Source organism: uncultured Bacteroides sp. (assembly GCF_902472605.1).
Classification (GTDB): Bacteria; Bacteroidota; Bacteroidia; order Bacteroidales; family Bacteroidaceae; genus Phocaeicola.
This window is the reverse complement of sequence record NZ_CABROP010000039.1, coordinates 1-17553: the sequence shown is the minus strand read 5'-3', so window position 1 is coordinate 17553 and position 17553 is coordinate 1. Positions and strand designations below refer to the sequence as shown.

Below are 17553 nucleotides of genomic sequence, written 5' to 3'. Positions count from 1 at the left end.
GTTTACGGATTAATAAGAGTTACCCCCTCGGGCAAAGAGAGTGTTTTGCGGGAATCCTCCGGCTGCAACACATAACGTGCCTTCTTGGCCTCTCCCACCCGGTTGCGGTCTACACTAATATTGAAACGGCGTAAATCGAACCAGCGGAGTCCTTCGTGAATGAACTGCTGCCGGGCCACCTCACTGACATAGTACAGAATAGCGGCCTGTTCTTGCGTAAGCGGACGATAAAAAGGCTGTATCCGCTCCCGGTCGGCAGGTTTCACATTCTCGATTTCAGTACCCGACAACTCACTCCCGATACCATCCGCAATATGCTTCTGGTTGATGAACGTAATCAAGTCGTCTTTGGCCAAATCAGCACGGCCCGTCATGGCGTAGGCTTCAATACGGTGCAGAAAAACTTCTTCGGTGGTCAGCAAGACATTCTGTGTGTACTGTCCGCGACGTTCGTTCAGCAATCCGTCGGCCGACTGAAAATGGGTAAACTTCGGCCAGTAGGCACGGGTCCGGTCGAGTCTGCGTACCGCCTTGAAATAACCTTCTATCTGTCGGATACTTTTGGACGAGAAACGCTGGAAAACCTCCTCATACGATACGCTTCCCAGTCCGTAGCGGTCGGTCTTGTAGTTTTCTTCCCAAAGGCTCTCCACCGTAGTAATCAGCAGGTTGCTGGGATTATCTTCCGAAGCATACCTCTCCACCATCTCCTCCACCGATTTTTCCTTATACTCCTGATAAGGCAAGATGGATTTCTTGACATCGTTTCCCAGCACATACATGGCATAGTCGATGACTTTCTGCCACTGTCCCGTGTAAGCAAAAAAGCGGACGGCCAATGCATAAGCCGCTTTTTTATGGAAATGAAATTTTTTCTTCTCATAATACTCGTCCCTCACCCAAGCCAGTCCATAGGAAAGGTCTCTTTCAATCTTCCGGTAAGTGTCCTGCAAGTTCTCTTGCGGATAAGACACCCACGCATTCTTCTCGGATTTCTCCACATAAGGGATGCCGGGCAGGCCTTTGTTGGTTTCCTCGTCGGCAAAAGGCGGCGCCCAGATATTGGCCACCATGAAATGCAGGTAAGCACGAACCAAAAACGCCTCGGCATAAAGTGCCTGCAACTGCGGGTCTTCCTTGTCCGGATAAGCGGCCAACAACTCCAGCGCCTGATTGGCCTGAGCGATTCCCCGGTAACAGTCCAGCCAATACAGCTTGGGAGAATCCAACTCTTCCTCGTGGTAATCGTTCCAATAAAACATAGCCTCGTTCAACCGTGAAGCCGGCAATTTCGCACTCCGGTCGTCTACATTGTCCGTCCGCAACTCCAGGAAACGAAAATAACTGGCTTCCGGATAAGCAGCCGTCAGCAGCTGGGCAATCTTCTCTTTGGAGTCGACTTCCGTATAGGTATTCGAATCGGGATACTGTTCCAGAAAATCATTGCAGGCAGACAGCACGAGGCAAACTGCTCCCAAAAGGGAGGAAACATATCTATTTATTCTTCTCATCTTTTCTATTCATTAAAAACTTAACTGTACCGACATACTGTACGTTCTGGGAGTGGGAGAAGAAACCCCTCCAGAATTGATGAACTCCGGATCTCTTCCCTGTAGTTTCTTATCCGCATAAATCAAAAAAAGATTGGTCACCTGAGCATACAGACTGAGGCCTTTCATCTTCATTTTCTCACAAACCGAGCGGGGAAAGGTGTACCCTAGCGAAAGACTCTTCAAGCGCACGAAACTTCCGTCGGCCACATTCACCTGCGAATAGTTGTAGGTGTTGTACGCCCGCTCCACATTCTCTTTCCCCATCAAGCTGTAAATGTCATATCCCGGGATGACCGGAATGCTTTTGGTCTGTTCATCCCCCTTCACCAGCCAGCGGTCGCGATAACGGGTGGTGAACACGTTCAGGTCGTTGTATTCCGGGTCAAACGTCGGACTGATTCGCACTTTGTTACCCATGCGGGAAGTCAGGAACACGGAGAGGCTCCAACCTTTGTAGCGGAAAGTGTTTTCCAGACTGGTAGTGATAAACGGATCGGAAGGGCCCTCATACAACAGATAAGACCGGTTATAAGTCGTATCATAGAAGTTGGCCCCTGCAATCTGCGAATAGCCGTTGGACGACAATGGCAGATTGCCAAAATAAAACTGGGGTAATCCTCTATCCGTCAGTCCCCGGAAGTCGAAAGAATACAACCCTCCCCGAGGAAACCCTTCGATATTTCCCCGCCCGTTGCCTGCCACCATGTCGAAAGTGGTAGGTCGATTCAGCAACCGGGTAATTTCCTGGTGATAGAACGAAAATCCCCAGACCGTATTCCAGCTGAAATCTTTCTGCCGGATGTTCTGCGTATTCAGCAGAAAATCAAGGCCCACGGTCTTCATATCCCCAAAGTTCATCCATTTCTTGTACTCCCCCCCGATACCGGAAGTCTGTACCCAGTCAATCAAATCGAATGAACGGCGCGAATACACATCCAGCGAACAGCTAATCCGGTCGTTCCAAAAAGACAGGTCGGTCCCCACATTGAACTCATACATCTTTTCCCAAGTGAGGTCACGGTTTTCCAAGTGCTGGATGTAAATGGCATATTCCCGGTCGGAGATATCCTTGCGGAAGGTCAGACGACTGTCGTACACCGGCAAGGAATTGATGGCTTCACTATTCATCTTGGCCACCAACCCATAACTCATGCGCAGGGAAAACCGGTCCCAAAAATGACGGAAAGGGGCAAAGAATGACTCGGCATCCACATTCCATTTCACCCCCACGTTCCAGGTGGGCAACCATCTGACCCGACGACCGATTCCGGCCGCATTGGAACCCTCGTAATTTCCTACCAGATTCAGAATGTACCGGTTCCGATAATCATAGGTGAAAGAACCGGAAAAAACGATGTCACGCTCATGGCGGTCGCGCAAGGAAAAATAATTCTCTCCTTCATTCAGTGTCTTTTCAAACACCAGCGGTGAAGTCATGACACTGTTGGCCCGGTTAAACCCGATGCCGTATCCCTTGAAAGCATCGGACGACAAGTCGTTCATTTTTACCTCGGCAAAAGAGAACCACTTGATCCGGTGTCCGCCCCATTCGTGAGCATAATCCAGTGAGGCACGTCCCAAATAACTGTTCATCGTCTGTGACGATTTCTGGTAAACCCCGCCCATGGGCAGAATTACCTGCGGCTCCCCCTTCTCCGGACGGTAAAGGTAAATATTGTGCTGTCTTTCCAACAAGCTTCGGTCGGCCCGGTACGCCCACAGCACATTGGAGTTCTCTCCCAGAAAATGTGCCATCCCTGTCACCGCCATACGGGTATTCAACAAAAGCGACAGACGCAACTTCCTGACAGGTTCCCATTCCCCGCTCAGCGAGAAACGGAAATCAGACACGCGGATACGCATGTAATTTTCTTGATACTCTTGAAGAATATTGAATGGAGCCCAGTCGTTCCGGTAATATTCATAATTTCCTGCCTCATCGTAAGGACGCAACGTACGAGACGTATTCAACGCATAATTGAACGGGTTGATGTCAAAATCACGCTTATAAGCTCCTGCCTCCAGGTTCCGGATACGTGGAAATGTTCCCGGGGCACGCTGTTCCCGGAAGTTGGCCTGCAGATTGGCAGATACTTTCAGACGGGGAGACAGAAAGAAACTCGAATTCAAGAAACCCGTAAAGCGTTTCACCTTCTCCGCTACCGTTTCACCCGGATCATTGTAAAAACTCACGGAAGCATAAGTAGCCGATTTCTCTCCCCCATAACTCAAGGACAAAGAATGATTTTGTGTCAGCGACTGGGTATAGATGTGCTTGAACCAATCGGTATTATACGTGGATGCCTTGTGTAAAAACGCCCTTCTGGCTTCCAACGTATTGGGTAAACCGAATCCGTCTTGCTGAAAGGAATCGATAAGCTGATACATTTGAGAATATACCCCTCCCCTTCGCCCATAAAGGGCGCGGTTCATCGTAAAATAGCCTTTATTCTCCATCTCGTGATAAACCTGCATCGTTTCGGCACTGTTCATCATGTCAAACTGCGTATAAGAGGGTCTGAGTCGCAAAGAGGTCGTCAGATTATACGTCACATGGAGTCCTTTTCCGCGTTTGCCAGCCTTGGACTCCACGACGATGACTCCGTTCATCCCTCTGGCTCCGTATAAAGAAGTGGCCGAAGCATCTTTCAACACCTCCACGCTTTCAATGTCTGCCGGATTCAGTCCGGCCAGTGTAGAACTGACCAACGTAATGGCATCCCCGGAAGCCAGCTGTTCCTCGTTCAAAGCGACCATATCCTCTACTACAGCTCCATCCACCACCCATAAAGGCTGCACATTTCCATGAATGGAACTGCCTCCTCGGATGTTGACTTTCGGAGCCGCCCCAAAAGTGCTGGAAACCGCAGAGACATTTAATCCCGGCGCTTTTCCTTCCAACAGGCGACTGAAATCGGCTTGGGGAGCTGAAAGGAAGTCCTGAGTAGAAACTTTGGTGACAGCCCCTACAAACAATCGGGAATTCACCTTACTATATCCCGTCACGACCACCTCCGCCAAGGCCTGCACATCGGATTCCAACACGATGTGCAATTTCTTTTCCGACTTAACAACAAACTCATAGGGTTTCATCCCAATATAACTGACCGTCCATTTTTCACCCACAGAAGTACGGATTTCAAACTGACCGTTCAAATCTGTGACGACACCGCTTTTCTTCCGTACATTCTGTACAGCGGCCCCGATTAACGGCTCTCCACCGCCATCGGTCACGACTCCCCTCACCACAATCTGTGGCATCGTCTCTCGGGTGCCATGAGAAGAGCTTGCATATAAAGCGCTTATATGCAACAGAAAAGATAGAGCCAACAAGAGCCCTACGTTGTGATTTTTATCCATAAAATAGTTCGGTTAAGGTTTTTTACACAAGTAAAAATTTTCTTTGCAAAAATACGACAAGCCTATTCCATGGGAAATCGCCAAAAATGGTTATTTTACGTATCCATAAACGATAGAATATCCCCACATATAGTGATTGTTTTTCATATCAGATAAATCCACTATGTCAAGGATTTTCCGTACATTTGTCTAAAATTCTATTTTAAACCGCACAAACGTATGAAATATTTTGAAGTGACCTTTACCGCACAGCCGTGCAATGAGATCATCACCGACGTACTCTCGGGACTGACTGCCGACATCGGCTTTGAAAGTTTCGTGGAATGTGAAAACGGCATGAAGGCCTATATCCAGCAAAGCCAGTTTGATGAAGAGGCCCTCAAACAGGTAGTGGAGAATTTCCCGATACCTGATACAACCATTACTTACTCTATCACAGAGCCGGAAGACAAAAACTGGAACGAAGAATGGGAAAAGAATTTCTTCCAACCTATTGTCATCGACAACCGCTGTGTGATTCACAGCACCTTCCATAAAGATTATCCGAAGGCAGAATATGACATCGTCATCAATCCGCAGATGGCATTTGGTACGGGACACCATGAAACCACCAGTTCCATTTTAGGTGAATTGCTGGAAGCCGATTTAAAAGGCAAATCGGTACTCGATATGGGATGCGGTACATCCATCTTGGCTATCCTGGCCAGCATGAGAGGAGCAGAAAAGGTGACTGCCATCGACATTGACGACTGGTGCGTGAACAATTCACGCGACAACATTGCCCTGAACGGCATCTCCAACATCACCGTAGAACTGGGCGACGCTTCCCTGCTGAAAGGACACGAACCATTTGATGTCATCATTGCCAACATCAACCGCAACATCCTGTTGCAGGATATGCCGGCTTATGCAGCCTGTATGAAAAAAGGCTCTGAATTGTATATCAGCGGTTTCTATACACAGGATATTCCAATATTGCGTGAAAAGGCAGAAAGCCTGGGCATGGAATATGTACACCACCGCGAAAAACACAATTGGGCAGCTGTAAAATTCATCATGAAAAAATAAGATTCTCCAATAAGGAAACAGCAAAGGCTGTCAGCGCTTCAATGCTTTGACAGCCTTTTTCATTTCTTCACTTACCCGATAAGATTCACCAATCTTCTGAAGGGTCTTGCGGAAGGTGAAATCATCCAAGTGACAGTTTTGGAGGAAAGCCAAAGTCTTTTCCGGGAATTTCACCAAGCATACTGAAAGGGCCCATGCCACAGCCATGCGTACGTAATATCCTTCATGCCGGATACCATCGAGCAAGGACAGCAATTCATCCACATGATCCGCATCCAAGAAATAACTCATGCTCATCACCACCCCGAAGCGGACTTCATACTCGCCCGATGCCTTCATCCATTCCTTCAGGTAATTCCAAAGACGGTCTGAATGCTGACGGATAAACGCCGGGCCACCCCCAAACTTGAACGTATCGCACACCGACCAACTGTTGATGTTCCATACAAAACAGGTGACACGGTGAAGGTAGACCTCTATATCCTCATCGAGCTTGATGCATCCCAATACCATCCCCTGCAACATACGTTCTTCCATGTAATATCCGTCAGCTGTCTCAAGATACTTTTCCCAGTCGCTCTTGGCAATCCTGGCAGCCAATTTCCGCAGTGCCGGCAAACGAATGCCCAACACATGTTCCACACCCGGGTGAAGCCCTTCCGTAAACTTGCGGTTTCCATCTTCTGCCAATATCAGCAGATGTTCTTTGACGGTCAAACCGTCCAGTCTGAATTCCTCCATGACCTTATTATATACACGATTTAAAAATTTCGGGCAAAGATAGGAAAAACTAAAAAAATTACGCTCTTTTGTTTGGAAATTTCAAAGCAATCGTTACCTTTGTAGCCGAAACAATAAAAAAACAAGAAAAATAACATTATGAGACATTCAATGGTAAATACATTCTTCTGGTGGCGCCGCTTACAACTTCATAAGTCGTAAGGGAACTCAGTCGCGCGTATATACCTCAAAAAGATATAACCATACAGAAAGGCTGTCGTACTTACGACAGCCTTTTTTGTTTTTACCCCTAAAATACAAATACACTCATGAAAACTTATCAAGTCAATCAAGAAGGATTTTATGGAGATTTTGGTGGAGCCTACATCCCGGAAATTCTCCATCGCTGTGTGGAAGAATTACGAAACGCTTATCTCCAGGTACTGGAAGATGAAAGTTTCCAAAAAGAATATCAAGCTTTACTCAAAGACTATGTAGGACGCCCCTCTCCGCTTTACCTCGCCAAACGGTTGTCAGAAAAATACGGATGCAAAATCTATCTGAAAAGAGAGGACCTGAACCATACGGGAGCCCATAAAATCAACAATGCCATCGGTCAGGTACTGCTGGCCCGAAGAATGGAAAAGAAACGAATCATTGCCGAGACAGGAGCCGGACAGCACGGTGTGGCAACCGCTACGGTATGTGCCCTAATGGGAATGGAATGCGTGGTCTATATGGGAAAGACCGATGTGGAACGCCAGCGGGTGAACGTGGAACGCATGCAAATGCTGGGAGCCAGAGTGGAAGCCGTCACCTCCGGCAACATGACCCTGAAAGATGCCACCAACGAAGCCATACGTGACTGGTGCTGCCACCCGGAAGACACGTACTATGTAATTGGTTCTACGGTAGGACCTCATCCTTATCCGGACATGGTGGCCCGTCTGCAATCGGTCATCAGCGAGGAAATCAAGAAACAGTTGATGGAACACGAAGGACGTGACTATCCAGATTACCTGATGGCCTGCGTAGGGGGCGGAAGCAATGCCGCCGGCACCATCTATCATTATCTGGACGACGACCGGGTAAAAATCATTCTGGCAGAAGCGGGAGGCAAAGGTATCCATAGCGGATTCTCAGCCGCTACCATCCAGTTGGGACGCCTGGGTATCATCCACGGCTCCAAGACGCTGGTGATGCAAAATGAAGACGGACAAATTCTGGAACCTTACTCCGTATCTGCCGGACTGGATTATCCAGGCATCGGCCCTATGCATGCTAACTTAGCCGCCCAGAAACGAGCTACCGTATTGGCCATCAACGACGATGAAGCCTTGCGTGCCGCCTTCGAACTGACCCGATTGGAAGGCATCATTCCGGCATTGGAATCGGCTCACGCCTTAGGAGCACTGGAGAAAGTTAAATTCCAGCCTTCTGACATCGTAGTTCTGACCGTATCAGGAAGAGGAGACAAAGACATCGAAACTTATTTGAGATACAAAAATCACCCTGAACAATTTTAAACGAGAAAACAATGAAAACTTTTGCTTATACAACCAGCTACAAAACACTTCCCGGCGATTTGCATACTCCCGTAAGCACGTACCTGACAGTACGCGACCTGTTTCCGCAGAGCATCTTGCTGGAAAGTTCAGATTACCACGGAGTGGAAAACAACCGCTCCTTTATCGGACTGAACCCTATCGCCAGTTTTTCAGTAAACCACGGAATAGTCACTACCGTCTTCCCTGACAAAAGCCGCGAAGAACGTCCTTTGTCTCCTGACTTCCAAGTGGAAGATGCTTTCAAGGATTTTCTGAAACATTTTGAGGTAAAAGGAGAATATGCCCGTTATGCCGGTGTCTATGGTTACACCACATTCAATGCGGTCCGTTATTTTGAACCGATTCCGGTGAAAGACAGCAGCGACCCGAAAAACGATGCACCGGATATTCTATACATCCTCTACAAATACCTGATTGTATTCAACGACTTCCAAAGCGAAATGGTCTTGGTAGAACTGCAAGCTGACAACGAGCCGAGCCACATCGAGGAAATTGAAAAGGCAGTCCAGAACCGGAACTATACGACCTACGACTTCCACGCAATCGGTGAAACCACCAGTACCCTGACCGATGAAGAGCACAAAGCCAACATCCGTAAAGGTATCGCTCACTGTAAAAGAGGAGATGTATTCCAGATTGTACTTTCCCGTCGTTTCATCCAACGCTACGAAGGCGATGACTTCACCCTCTACCGTGCCTTGAGAAGCATCAATCCTTCTCCTTACTTGTTCTATTTTGATTTCGGCGGATTCCGTATTTTCGGCTCTTCTCCCGAGACTCACTGCAAGATTGAAGACCGAAAAGCAACCATCGACCCGATTGCCGGTACTACCCGCAGAAGCGGAGACAAAAAAACCGATGAAGCCTTGACCGAGGCCTTGCTGGCTGATCCGAAAGAAAATGCAGAACACGTGATGTTGGTCGATCTGGCCCGCAACGATTTGAGCCGGAACTGCCACAATACGCACGTGGAATTCTACAAACAGCCGCAGTACTACAGCCACGTCATCCATCTGGTGAGCCGGGTAAGTGGTACTTTGGATGAGGAAGCCGACCCGATTAAGACGTTCATTGATACGTTTCCAGCCGGCACGCTAAGTGGAGCTCCAAAGGTGAAAGCCATGCAGCTGATTAGTGAAATTGAACCGCACAACCGAGGTGCTTACGGAGGCTGCATCGGTTTCATCGGATTCAACGGCGACTTGAACCAAGCCATCACCATCCGCACCTTCGTAAGCCGTAACAACGAACTCTGGTTCCAAGCTGGAGGAGGCATCGTAGCCAAGAGTAACGAGAACAATGAACTGCAAGAAGTAAACAACAAGCTGGGAGCCTTGAAGAAAGCCATTCTCCTGGCCGAAAAAGATAATATCCTATGAAAATTGTCATCATCGATAACTACGACTCATTTGTATACAACCTGAGTCACCTGCTGAAAGAACTGGGAGCTGAGGTCACCGTAAAACGCAACGACCAATTCAAACTGGAAGAACTGGAAGAGTTCGACAAAATCCTTCTCTCCCCGGGACCTGGTATTCCGGAAGAAGCCGGACTCCTGTTGGATGTCATCCGCACATACGCCGGAAAGAAACCCATTCTTGGCGTTTGCCTGGGCGAACAAGCCATCGGCGAAGTGTATGGAGGCAAACTTACCAACCTGGATGAAGTATTCCACGGCATACAGAGCCCCATCACCCTGACCACCCCGGATTATCTGTTTGAAGGACTTCCCTCACAGATCCAAGTCGGAAGATACCACTCCTGGGTAGTGGACCAAAAAGGACTTCCCGATTGTCTGGAAGTCACTGCGGTCAGCAAAGAAGGGTATATCATGGCACTCCGTCACAAGACACTCGATGTACGCGGCGTACAGTTCCATCCCGAATCCGTACTGACTCCCGACGGAAAGCAAATACTGGCGAACTGGATACAGCACCAATAAACCTCTAAAAGAAACCCATTTTATAACTGATAAAACTTAGAAATACAATATGAAACAAATACTGAAACGGATATTCCACCACGAAGTGCTGACCCGTGAAGAGGCCTGCTCATTGATGCACAAAATGACCAGTGGTGAAATGAACGAAGCCCAAACAGCTGCCTTGCTGGCGGCTTTCCAGATGCGAGGCGTTACGGTAGACGAACTGATTGGTTTCCGAGATGCCTTGCTGGAGGCCTGTGTCCCCATCGACCTGCATGAATTTCATCCGATTGACATCGTGGGAACCGGAGGAGACGGAAAGAATACCTTCAACATTTCCACCTGTGCCTGCTTTGTAGTGGCGGGAGCCGGCTATCGGGTAGCCAAACACGGCAACTATGGAGCCACTTCAGTAAGTGGAGCCAGCAACGTCATGGAACATTACGGAGTGAAGTTCACCAACAATCCGGACAAACTGAAACGCTCTATCGACCAGTGCGGTATGGCCTATCTGCATGCACCCTTCTTCCATCCGGCCCTGAAAACCGTAGCCCCTGTCCGCAAGGCACTGGGCGTACGAACTTTGTTCAACTTGCTGGGCCCACTGGTCAACCCTTGTCATCCAGCCTGCCAGCTGTTGGGAGTAGCCGACCTGACGCAGATGCGACTTTACACCAACACGCTTCAGAAGCTCGGCCTTCAGTTTGCGGTGGTCAACAACCTGGACGGATACGATGAAATTTCGCTGACCGATGAATTCAAGGTTATGACCAATCGTTACGAGACCATCTACCGTCCCTCTGAATTGGGCTTCTCGATGGCCCGCCAGGAAGAACTTTACGGAGGAAAGACCCCGGAAGAAGCGGCCGCCATTTTCGACCGTGTACTTCACAATGAAGGCAGCAAGGCGCAGACCGATTGTGTACTGATCAATGCTTCCTTTGCCATCCAAGCCTTGGAACCGCAGAAGAAAATAGAAGAATGTGTCGCACTGGCCAAAGAATCGCTCGAAAGTGGAAAAGCACTGGCCACCCTGCAAAAATTCCTTACTCTCAACCAAGAATAAATTATGACTACTGATATTTTACAAACGATTGTCGCCCATAAACGTATAGAAATAGCCCACCAGGAGGAAGCCGTATCCCGTGACTTCCTGATACGGCAATTGGAAACGAATCCTCCTCGTCCGGCAAAGAGCCTGAAACAGTCACTGACTACCTCTCCAACGGGTATCATTGCTGAATTCAAGCGGCACTCTCCGTCCAAAGGATGGATTGCTCCAGGAGCTGATCCAGCTATTATCGTTCCCGGATACGAACATGCCGGAGCCTCTGGCATCTCTGTACTGACCGACCAGGAATTCTTTGGTGGCCGACTGAAAGATTTACAAACCATCCGCCCGCTGACCGAGCTGCCGATACTGCGAAAAGATTTCATCGTCAGCCCTTACCAGCTTTATCAGGCCAAGGTTGCAGGAGCGGATGTGGTCCTGCTGATTGCCGCAGACCTGACCATAGAGGAATGTAAAGAACTGGGCAAACTGGCTCATCAGCTGGAAATGGAAGTCCTGCTGGAAATTCATTCCGAAAAAGAACTCGACTACGTGAATGAATCTGTAGACTTGATTGGGGTGAACAACCGCAACTTAGGGACTTTCCATACAGACGTGGAGAATTCGTTCCGCCTGGCCCAAAAACTTCCCAAAGAACTTTTATGGGTATCCGAAAGCGGCATTTCACAACCTGACACCCTCAAGCAACTGCGGGAAGCCGGATTCAAAGGGTTCCTGATGGGAGAAAGATTCATGAAAACGCCTTCTCCGGCACAGGCATTGTCAGATTTTATTCAAGCTGCTGCCTTATGATTGTCAAAGTTTGCGGAATGAGGGACGCGGAAAATATCCGTCAGGTAGAACAGACCGGGGCCGACTGGATGGGATTTATTGACTACGACCGTTCGCCACGTTATGTAAAAGGGATACCGGAATACCTTCCGGCCTCCTTGCAAAAAGTGGGAGTGTTTGTCAATGCTTCCCTTCCACACATTCAGGAAAGAGTCGCTGACTGGCGCTTGGATTTCGTACAACTCCACGGAAAGGAATCGCCCGATTTTTGCCAACAACTTCGGCCTACAGGCGTAAAAGTCATCAAGGCATTTTCCTTACGCACTCCCGAAGATGTGCAGGCCACAGAAGAGTATGTTCCTTATTGTGACTATTTTCTCTTCGATACCCCTTGCAAGGAATACGGAGGTTCCGGAAAGACCTTCGACTGGGAACTGTTGACGCACTACCAAGGGTCCGTCCCGTTCCTGCTCAGCGGAGGGTTGAACCCTACGAGTCTGAAAGTCCTGTCTGCCTTTCATCACCCCCGGTGGGCTGGCATTGACTTGAACAGTGGCTTCGAACAGACTCCCGGTATAAAGGATGCCGCTTCTCTCTCCACTTTTATTCATTCATTCAAACAAAACAAGTACAACTTTTAAAAAATTAGCAACTATGAACCGCATTGACCAATTATTCCATATACACAAAGACCATATACTTTCCATTTATTTCTGTGCAGGCACTCCTACCTTGGAAGGAACTGTCGAGGTAATCCGTACCTTGGAACAGAAAGGGGTACAGATGATTGAAATCGGTATTCCGTTCAGCGACCCGATGGCCGATGGTCCCGTCATCCAGCATGCCGCCACTCAGGCCCTGCGCAACGGAATGACCCTCCGTACCTTGTTCAGCCAGCTGGAGCATATCCGCCCGGAAGTGCAAATGCCACTGGTACTGATGGGTTACCTGAATCCCATCATGCAATACGGCTTTGAGAACTTCTGCAAGAAATGTCAGGAATGTGGCATCGATGGAGTCATCATCCCCGACCTGCCTTTCAAGGATTATATGAACGAATACCGTCCCGTAGCCGAGAAATACGGTCTCCACATGATTATGCTGATTACTCCGGAAACCAGCGAAGAACGTATCCGCCTGATTGATGAACATACCAACGGATTCATCTACATGGTTTCTTCGGCTGCCGTGACAGGGGCACAGAAAGAATTCAACGCACAGAAACAAGCTTACTTCCAACGCATCGAACAGATGCACCTGCGGAATCCGCGTATGATTGGTTTCGGCATCTCCAATAAGAATACTTATGAAGCAGCCGCAGCCCATGCAGCCGGATGCATCATCGGAAGTAAGTTTGTCACCCTGCTGGAAGAAGAAAAAGATCCAGGAAAAGCCATCGACAAACTGAAAGAAATGCTGAAAAAGGAAGAATAATTAATCATTCTGCTATTTTTAAGGGCTTATTCTTTCGGTTTCAGCATATTTTAGCTATCTTTGTGCCAAACTAAACGAAGAGCCACATGATAAAACCAGATTATCCTTCCGTACTGCTGATTTACACAGGGGGAACTATCGGTATGATTGAAAATCCGGAAACCGGTGCATTGGAAGCATTCAACTTCGACCAGCTACAAGAAAATGTGCCGGAACTGAAACGATTCAACTATCGTATTTCCTCCTATCAGTTCAACCCTCCCATCGATTCCTCAGATATGGAACCGGCATTGTGGGCCAAACTGGTCAAGATTATCCAGTACAACTACGACAATTTTGACGGCTTCGTCATTCTGCATGGAACCGACACCATGGCGTATACCGCCTCTGCCCTGAGCTTTATGTTAGAGAACCTCAGCAAACCGGTGATTCTTACCGGCAGTCAGCTGCCCATCGGAGTCTTACGTACAGACGGGAAGGAAAACCTGATTACTTCTATCGAAATAGCAGCCGCTAAACATCCTGACGGAACAGCCGTAGTGCCGGAGGTTTGTATCTTTTTTGAAAACCTCCTGCTCCGCGGCAACCGTACCACAAAAATCAATGCGGAAAACTTCAACGCCTTCCGCTCCTATAACTATCCCCCATTGGCCACCGCCGGAATCCATATCAAATATGAATACGACCGCATCCGAAAGGTAGACCCGAATTTACCCATGCACCCTCATTACGTATTTGATACCAATGTGATTATCCTGACTCTTTTCCCGGGTATCCAGGAAAATATGGTACATACCGTACTCAATACTCCTGGCCTGAAAGCAGTCATATTAAAGACCTACGGTTCGGGAAATGCTCCACAAAAGCCTTGGTTTATCCGGCTGCTGTCGGAAGCTACATCCAAAGGAATCGTCATTGTAAACATCTCCCAATGCCAGACCGGTATGGTCGAAATGGCACGTTATGAAACTGGACTTCATTTGCTGGATGCTGGAGTCATCAGCGGTTATGATGCAACGGTAGAAAGTGTATTGACCAAACTGATGTTCTTGCTCGGACACAAGCTCAGCCCCAGGGAAATACGCATTGAAATGAGCCGTTCTATTGCCGGAGAGATTACCAAGCCCACACTGTAACCCAAATGTAACATCTATTTCATAAGGACGAAACAAGAAAGGGGCATCTTTGTCACGAAAACTAAATCATATAGAATTTTGTATTAACTTTAATAGAAAATGCACATGAACGATTATCGGATTTTAGTCGTAGACGATGAAGAAGACCTGTGCGAGATTCTGAAATTCAATCTCGAAATGGAAGGTTATACGGTAGACACAGCCAACTCTGCCGAAGAAGCGTTGAAACTGGATCTTCCACACTACAATTTGATATTGCTGGACGTGATGATGGGAGAAATCTCCGGCTTCAAAATGGCCAGTATGATGAAAAAGAACAAGGACACCGAAAATATTCCTATCATTTTCATTACGGCCAAAGACACGGAAAACGATACGCTGACCGGATTCAACCTGGGAGCGGATGACTATATATCCAAACCTTTCTCCCTCCGTGAAGTAATCATGAGGGTGAAGGCCGTGTTGCGCCGTACGGCTGGTGTACAGACCCAAGTGCCAGACCAGCTCACTTATAAAGGTCTGGTGGTCAATATACCCAAGAAAAAAGTCACCATTAATAATGAAGAAGTTTCACTGACCAAGAAAGAGTTCGAGATACTTCTGCTGTTGCTTCAAAATCAAGGACGAGTATTCTCGCGCGAAGACATTCTGGCCAAAGTATGGCATGACGAAGTCTATGTGCTCGACCGCACCATCGACGTCAATATCACACGTCTTCGCAAAAAAATCGGTGAATATGGACAATACATTGTAACCCGCCTCGGCTATGGTTACTGTTTTGAATGTGAATAAATGAGGGCTGTATAACCATGACAAAATTTTCTTACCGCATCCTCCCTTTCAGCCAGAGGTTGTTTTTTTCTGTCATATTCCTGTTTCTGGGATATGCAGTATGCTTCATGCTGTTCCAATACAAACGCGAAAAAGCCTATAAAATAGAACTGCTGAACACACAACTACAGAATTACAACAACCAGCTGTGCGATTTCATTTCCGAACACCACGGATTCAACCCGGATTCCATGCAGCGTTATGTGAGCACTCACATGATGCCGAACCTGCGTGTAACCCTTATCGAACCTTCCGGAAAGGTGATTTATGACAACACCAACGCCAATTGGCAGAAATTTGCCAACCATTCCTCCCGCAAGGAAGTACAGGAAGCACTGATGTATGGAAGCGGGTATTCCATCAGCCGACAGTCGGAAAGCATTCAGGGAGAAGAATATTTCTACTCGGCACGTTATTTTCCCCCGTATCGTCTCATCATCCGGGCCGCCCTACCCTACAACCTGAGCCTGGCTGAGCATCTGCAAGCAGACTCCGGCTACCTGTGGTTTGCCCTTGTCATCTGCCTGGTATTGATTTTTATCTTCTACCGCTTCACCCGGAAACTGGGAAAATCTATCACCAAACTGCAGCAGTTCGCGATGAAGGCCGACCGCAATGAGCCGATTGACATGGATATTCTGCAAACTTTCCCTAAAAACGAATTGGGAGAAATCTCTCAGCACATCATCAAGATTTACAAACGACTGCACCGGGCCAAAGAAGCGCTTTACATTGAACGTGAAAAACTGATTTCTCACCTCCAGACCTCACACGAGGGACTGGGTGTTTTCACCAAGGAACGAAAGGAGATTCTGGTCAATAACCTGTTCACACAATACATCAACAACATTTCTGACCGAAACCTGCGTTCCACCAATGAGATTTTCGACATTCCGGAACTGAAACCTATCACGGAATTTCTGAACCGGAATGAAGGCAATCTGAACAAAGAAGAGAAACGCTATTCTCTACATATCAACAAGAATGCGCGCAGCTTCACGCTAGAATGTATCATCTTCCAAGATATGTCGTTTGAGATATCCATCATCGATATCACGCAGGAAGAAGAGCAGGCTCGCCTGAAACGTCAGCTGACCCAAAACATTGCCCATGAACTGAAAACGCCCGTCAGCAGTATTCAGGGATATCTGGAAACCATCATCAACAATCCAAATATTCCTCAGGAGAATGTACGGACTTTCCTGGAAAGAAGCTATGCGCAAAGCAACCGGCTGACCTTCCTGCTACGGGATATCTCCGTCCTGACCCGAATGGATGAAGCCCCGGAAATGGTAGAAAAGGAATCTGTCAACTTAAGCAAGATTGTAGAGAACATTCTGAATGAAGTGACACTGGGACTGGAAGAGAAACACATCACGGTGGTCAACAAGCTCCCGCCGGAAATCATCTTGACCGGAAGCAGTTCGTTGCTCTACTCTATCTTCCGGAACCTGACAGATAATGCAATCGCATACGCAGGAACGAACATACAAATCACCATCAAGTGTTTCCGGGAAGATGAAAAGTTCTACTATTTCAGCTTCTCAGACACAGGCGTGGGAGTTCCGGAAGAGCATCTGAACCGCCTGTTCGAACGTTTCTACCGTGTAGACAAAGGACGGTCGCGGAAACTGGGAGGCACAGGTTTGGGACTGGCCATCGTCAAGAATGCCGTTCTTTTCCACGGAGGTACCATCTTTGCCAAAAACATGCCGACCGGCGGACTGGAATTTGTCTTCACGTTACAGAAAGCAAAACAAGGATAATGCACTTCAGGCAAGACATTCTGTACCTGTTAAGACCTGAAGCTGCTATTCTTTCTCCCCATTACCAGTACTTCCTTGGAAGTACTGGAGTACTCTCCTGAAAGTACTACAGTACTCCTTTGACAGTACTGAAGTACTTCCTTGGCAGTACTGAGAAAAGACTTTTTTCCTGATTTAACCAGACTATCTCTCAATTGATAAACTGAGAATCTTTCGGCATATTGCCGCCGGGTTCTCCCTTTTTAGTAGAGTAATCTCTTAATCTGAATCTTATAAACGATTCTTTTCGCTTTGGCCGGCACCCCTTCCTTTATATTTGCTCATCGTAGAGTTAAATGCATAACGTATGG

14 protein-coding genes are annotated in these 17553 nt (G+C 47.7%); 11 read left to right on the top strand and 3 right to left on the bottom strand.

Annotation, left to right across the window (positions count from 1 at the left end; genetic code table 11):
• Nucleotides 1–2: 2 nt before the first annotated feature.
• Nucleotides 3–1511 carry a RagB/SusD family nutrient uptake outer membrane protein gene (locus RDP42_RS09740; protein ID WP_308763520.1) on the bottom strand — a complete coding sequence of 503 codons (1509 nt, stop codon included), beginning with the start codon at nt 1509–1511 and terminating at the stop codon, nt 3–5.
• A 12-nt stretch (nt 1512–1523) separates the two neighbouring features.
• Complete coding sequence (locus tag RDP42_RS09735; RefSeq protein ID WP_308763519.1) at nt 1524–4913, bottom strand: SusC/RagA family TonB-linked outer membrane protein; 3390 nt, start codon at nt 4911–4913, stop codon at nt 1524–1526.
• 219 nt (nt 4914–5132) lie between these two features.
• Between RDP42_RS09735 and prmA the strand changes: the two genes are divergently transcribed.
• Nucleotides 5133–5981, top strand: coding sequence for a 50S ribosomal protein L11 methyltransferase (gene prmA, locus RDP42_RS09730; RefSeq protein ID WP_308763518.1), 849 nt, complete (start codon nt 5133–5135; stop codon nt 5979–5981).
• 30 nt (nt 5982–6011) lie between these two features.
• On the opposite strand, the gene RDP42_RS09725 is transcribed toward prmA, so the two are convergent.
• Entirely contained in the window at nt 6012–6722 is a 711-nt protein-coding gene (locus RDP42_RS09725; RefSeq protein ID WP_308763517.1) for a DNA alkylation repair protein, read from the bottom strand.
• Between the two features lie 308 nt (nt 6723–7030).
• On the opposite strand from RDP42_RS09725, the gene trpB reads away from it, so the two are divergent.
• From trpB to RDP42_RS09675, 10 genes are all read left to right on the top strand, one after another.
• Nucleotides 7031–8227 carry a tryptophan synthase subunit beta gene (gene trpB, locus RDP42_RS09720; RefSeq protein ID WP_308763516.1) on the top strand — a complete coding sequence of 399 codons (1197 nt, stop codon included), beginning with the start codon at nt 7031–7033 and terminating at the stop codon, nt 8225–8227.
• An 11-nt stretch (nt 8228–8238) separates the two neighbouring features.
• Nucleotides 8239–9648 (top strand): anthranilate synthase component I family protein, encoded by a 1410-nt coding sequence (locus RDP42_RS09715; protein ID WP_308763515.1) that lies wholly within the window; start codon nt 8239–8241, stop codon nt 9646–9648.
• Nucleotides 9645–10211: an aminodeoxychorismate/anthranilate synthase component II gene (locus RDP42_RS09710; protein ID WP_204475910.1), complete on the top strand. Its 567-nt coding sequence runs from the start codon at nt 9645–9647 to the stop codon at nt 10209–10211. The genes RDP42_RS09715 and RDP42_RS09710 overlap by 4 nt, the downstream gene beginning before the upstream one ends.
• 49 nt (nt 10212–10260) lie before the next feature.
• Nucleotides 10261–11259, top strand: a complete 999-nt coding sequence (gene trpD, locus RDP42_RS09705) for an anthranilate phosphoribosyltransferase (RefSeq protein ID WP_308763514.1) — start codon at nt 10261–10263, stop codon at nt 11257–11259.
• Between the two features lie 3 nt (nt 11260–11262).
• Nucleotides 11263–12057 (top strand): indole-3-glycerol phosphate synthase TrpC, encoded by a 795-nt coding sequence (gene trpC / locus RDP42_RS09700; protein WP_308763513.1) that lies wholly within the window; start codon nt 11263–11265, stop codon nt 12055–12057.
• The gene (locus RDP42_RS09695) at nt 12054–12677 is read left to right on the top strand and encodes a phosphoribosylanthranilate isomerase (RefSeq protein WP_308763512.1); all 624 of its coding nucleotides are present in this window, start codon (nt 12054–12056) and stop codon (nt 12675–12677) included. The genes trpC and RDP42_RS09695 overlap by 4 nt, the downstream gene beginning before the upstream one ends.
• A gap of 13 nt (nt 12678–12690) precedes the next feature.
• On the top strand, nt 12691–13470 hold the full coding sequence (gene trpA / locus RDP42_RS09690; RefSeq protein ID WP_308763511.1) for a tryptophan synthase subunit alpha: 780 nt from the start codon (nt 12691–12693) through the stop codon (nt 13468–13470).
• Between the two features lie 86 nt (nt 13471–13556).
• On the top strand, nt 13557–14606 hold the full coding sequence (locus RDP42_RS09685; RefSeq protein WP_308763510.1) for a type I asparaginase: 1050 nt from the start codon (nt 13557–13559) through the stop codon (nt 14604–14606).
• Nucleotides 14607–14711: 105 nt separating this feature from the next.
• Nucleotides 14712–15398: a response regulator transcription factor gene (locus tag RDP42_RS09680; RefSeq protein WP_072543919.1), complete on the top strand. Its 687-nt coding sequence runs from the start codon at nt 14712–14714 to the stop codon at nt 15396–15398.
• A gap of 17 nt (nt 15399–15415) precedes the next feature.
• The gene (locus tag RDP42_RS09675) at nt 15416–17203 is read left to right on the top strand and encodes a cell wall metabolism sensor histidine kinase WalK (RefSeq protein ID WP_072542067.1); all 1788 of its coding nucleotides are present in this window, start codon (nt 15416–15418) and stop codon (nt 17201–17203) included.
• Nucleotides 17204–17553: the final 350 nt, after the last annotated feature.

What these genes read in the sequence shown, in the direction of transcription:
- RDP42_RS09740 (WP_308763520.1), bottom strand. Translation starts at nt 1,511, where the DNA reads ATGAGAAGAATAAATAGATATGTTTCCTCCCTTTTGGGAGCAGTTTGC.
- RDP42_RS09695 (WP_308763512.1), top strand. Translation starts at nt 12,054, where the DNA reads ATGATTGTCAAAGTTTGCGGAATGAGGGACGCGGAAAATATCCGTCAG.
- prmA (WP_308763518.1), top strand. Translation starts at nt 5,133, where the DNA reads ATGAAATATTTTGAAGTGACCTTTACCGCACAGCCGTGCAATGAGATC.
- trpB (WP_308763516.1), top strand. Translation starts at nt 7,031, where the DNA reads ATGAAAACTTATCAAGTCAATCAAGAAGGATTTTATGGAGATTTTGGT.
- RDP42_RS09725 (WP_308763517.1), bottom strand. Translation starts at nt 6,722, where the DNA reads ATGGAGGAATTCAGACTGGACGGTTTGACCGTCAAAGAACATCTGCTG.
- RDP42_RS09680 (WP_072543919.1), top strand. Translation starts at nt 14,712, where the DNA reads ATGAACGATTATCGGATTTTAGTCGTAGACGATGAAGAAGACCTGTGC.
- trpC (WP_308763513.1), top strand. Translation starts at nt 11,263, where the DNA reads ATGACTACTGATATTTTACAAACGATTGTCGCCCATAAACGTATAGAA.
- trpA (WP_308763511.1), top strand. Translation starts at nt 12,691, where the DNA reads ATGAACCGCATTGACCAATTATTCCATATACACAAAGACCATATACTT.
- RDP42_RS09710 (WP_204475910.1), top strand. Translation starts at nt 9,645, where the DNA reads ATGAAAATTGTCATCATCGATAACTACGACTCATTTGTATACAACCTG.
- RDP42_RS09685 (WP_308763510.1), top strand. Translation starts at nt 13,557, where the DNA reads ATGATAAAACCAGATTATCCTTCCGTACTGCTGATTTACACAGGGGGA.
- trpD (WP_308763514.1), top strand. Translation starts at nt 10,261, where the DNA reads ATGAAACAAATACTGAAACGGATATTCCACCACGAAGTGCTGACCCGT.
- RDP42_RS09715 (WP_308763515.1), top strand. Translation starts at nt 8,239, where the DNA reads ATGAAAACTTTTGCTTATACAACCAGCTACAAAACACTTCCCGGCGAT.
- RDP42_RS09735 (WP_308763519.1), bottom strand. Translation starts at nt 4,913, where the DNA reads ATGGATAAAAATCACAACGTAGGGCTCTTGTTGGCTCTATCTTTTCTG.
- RDP42_RS09675 (WP_072542067.1), top strand. Translation starts at nt 15,416, where the DNA reads ATGACAAAATTTTCTTACCGCATCCTCCCTTTCAGCCAGAGGTTGTTT.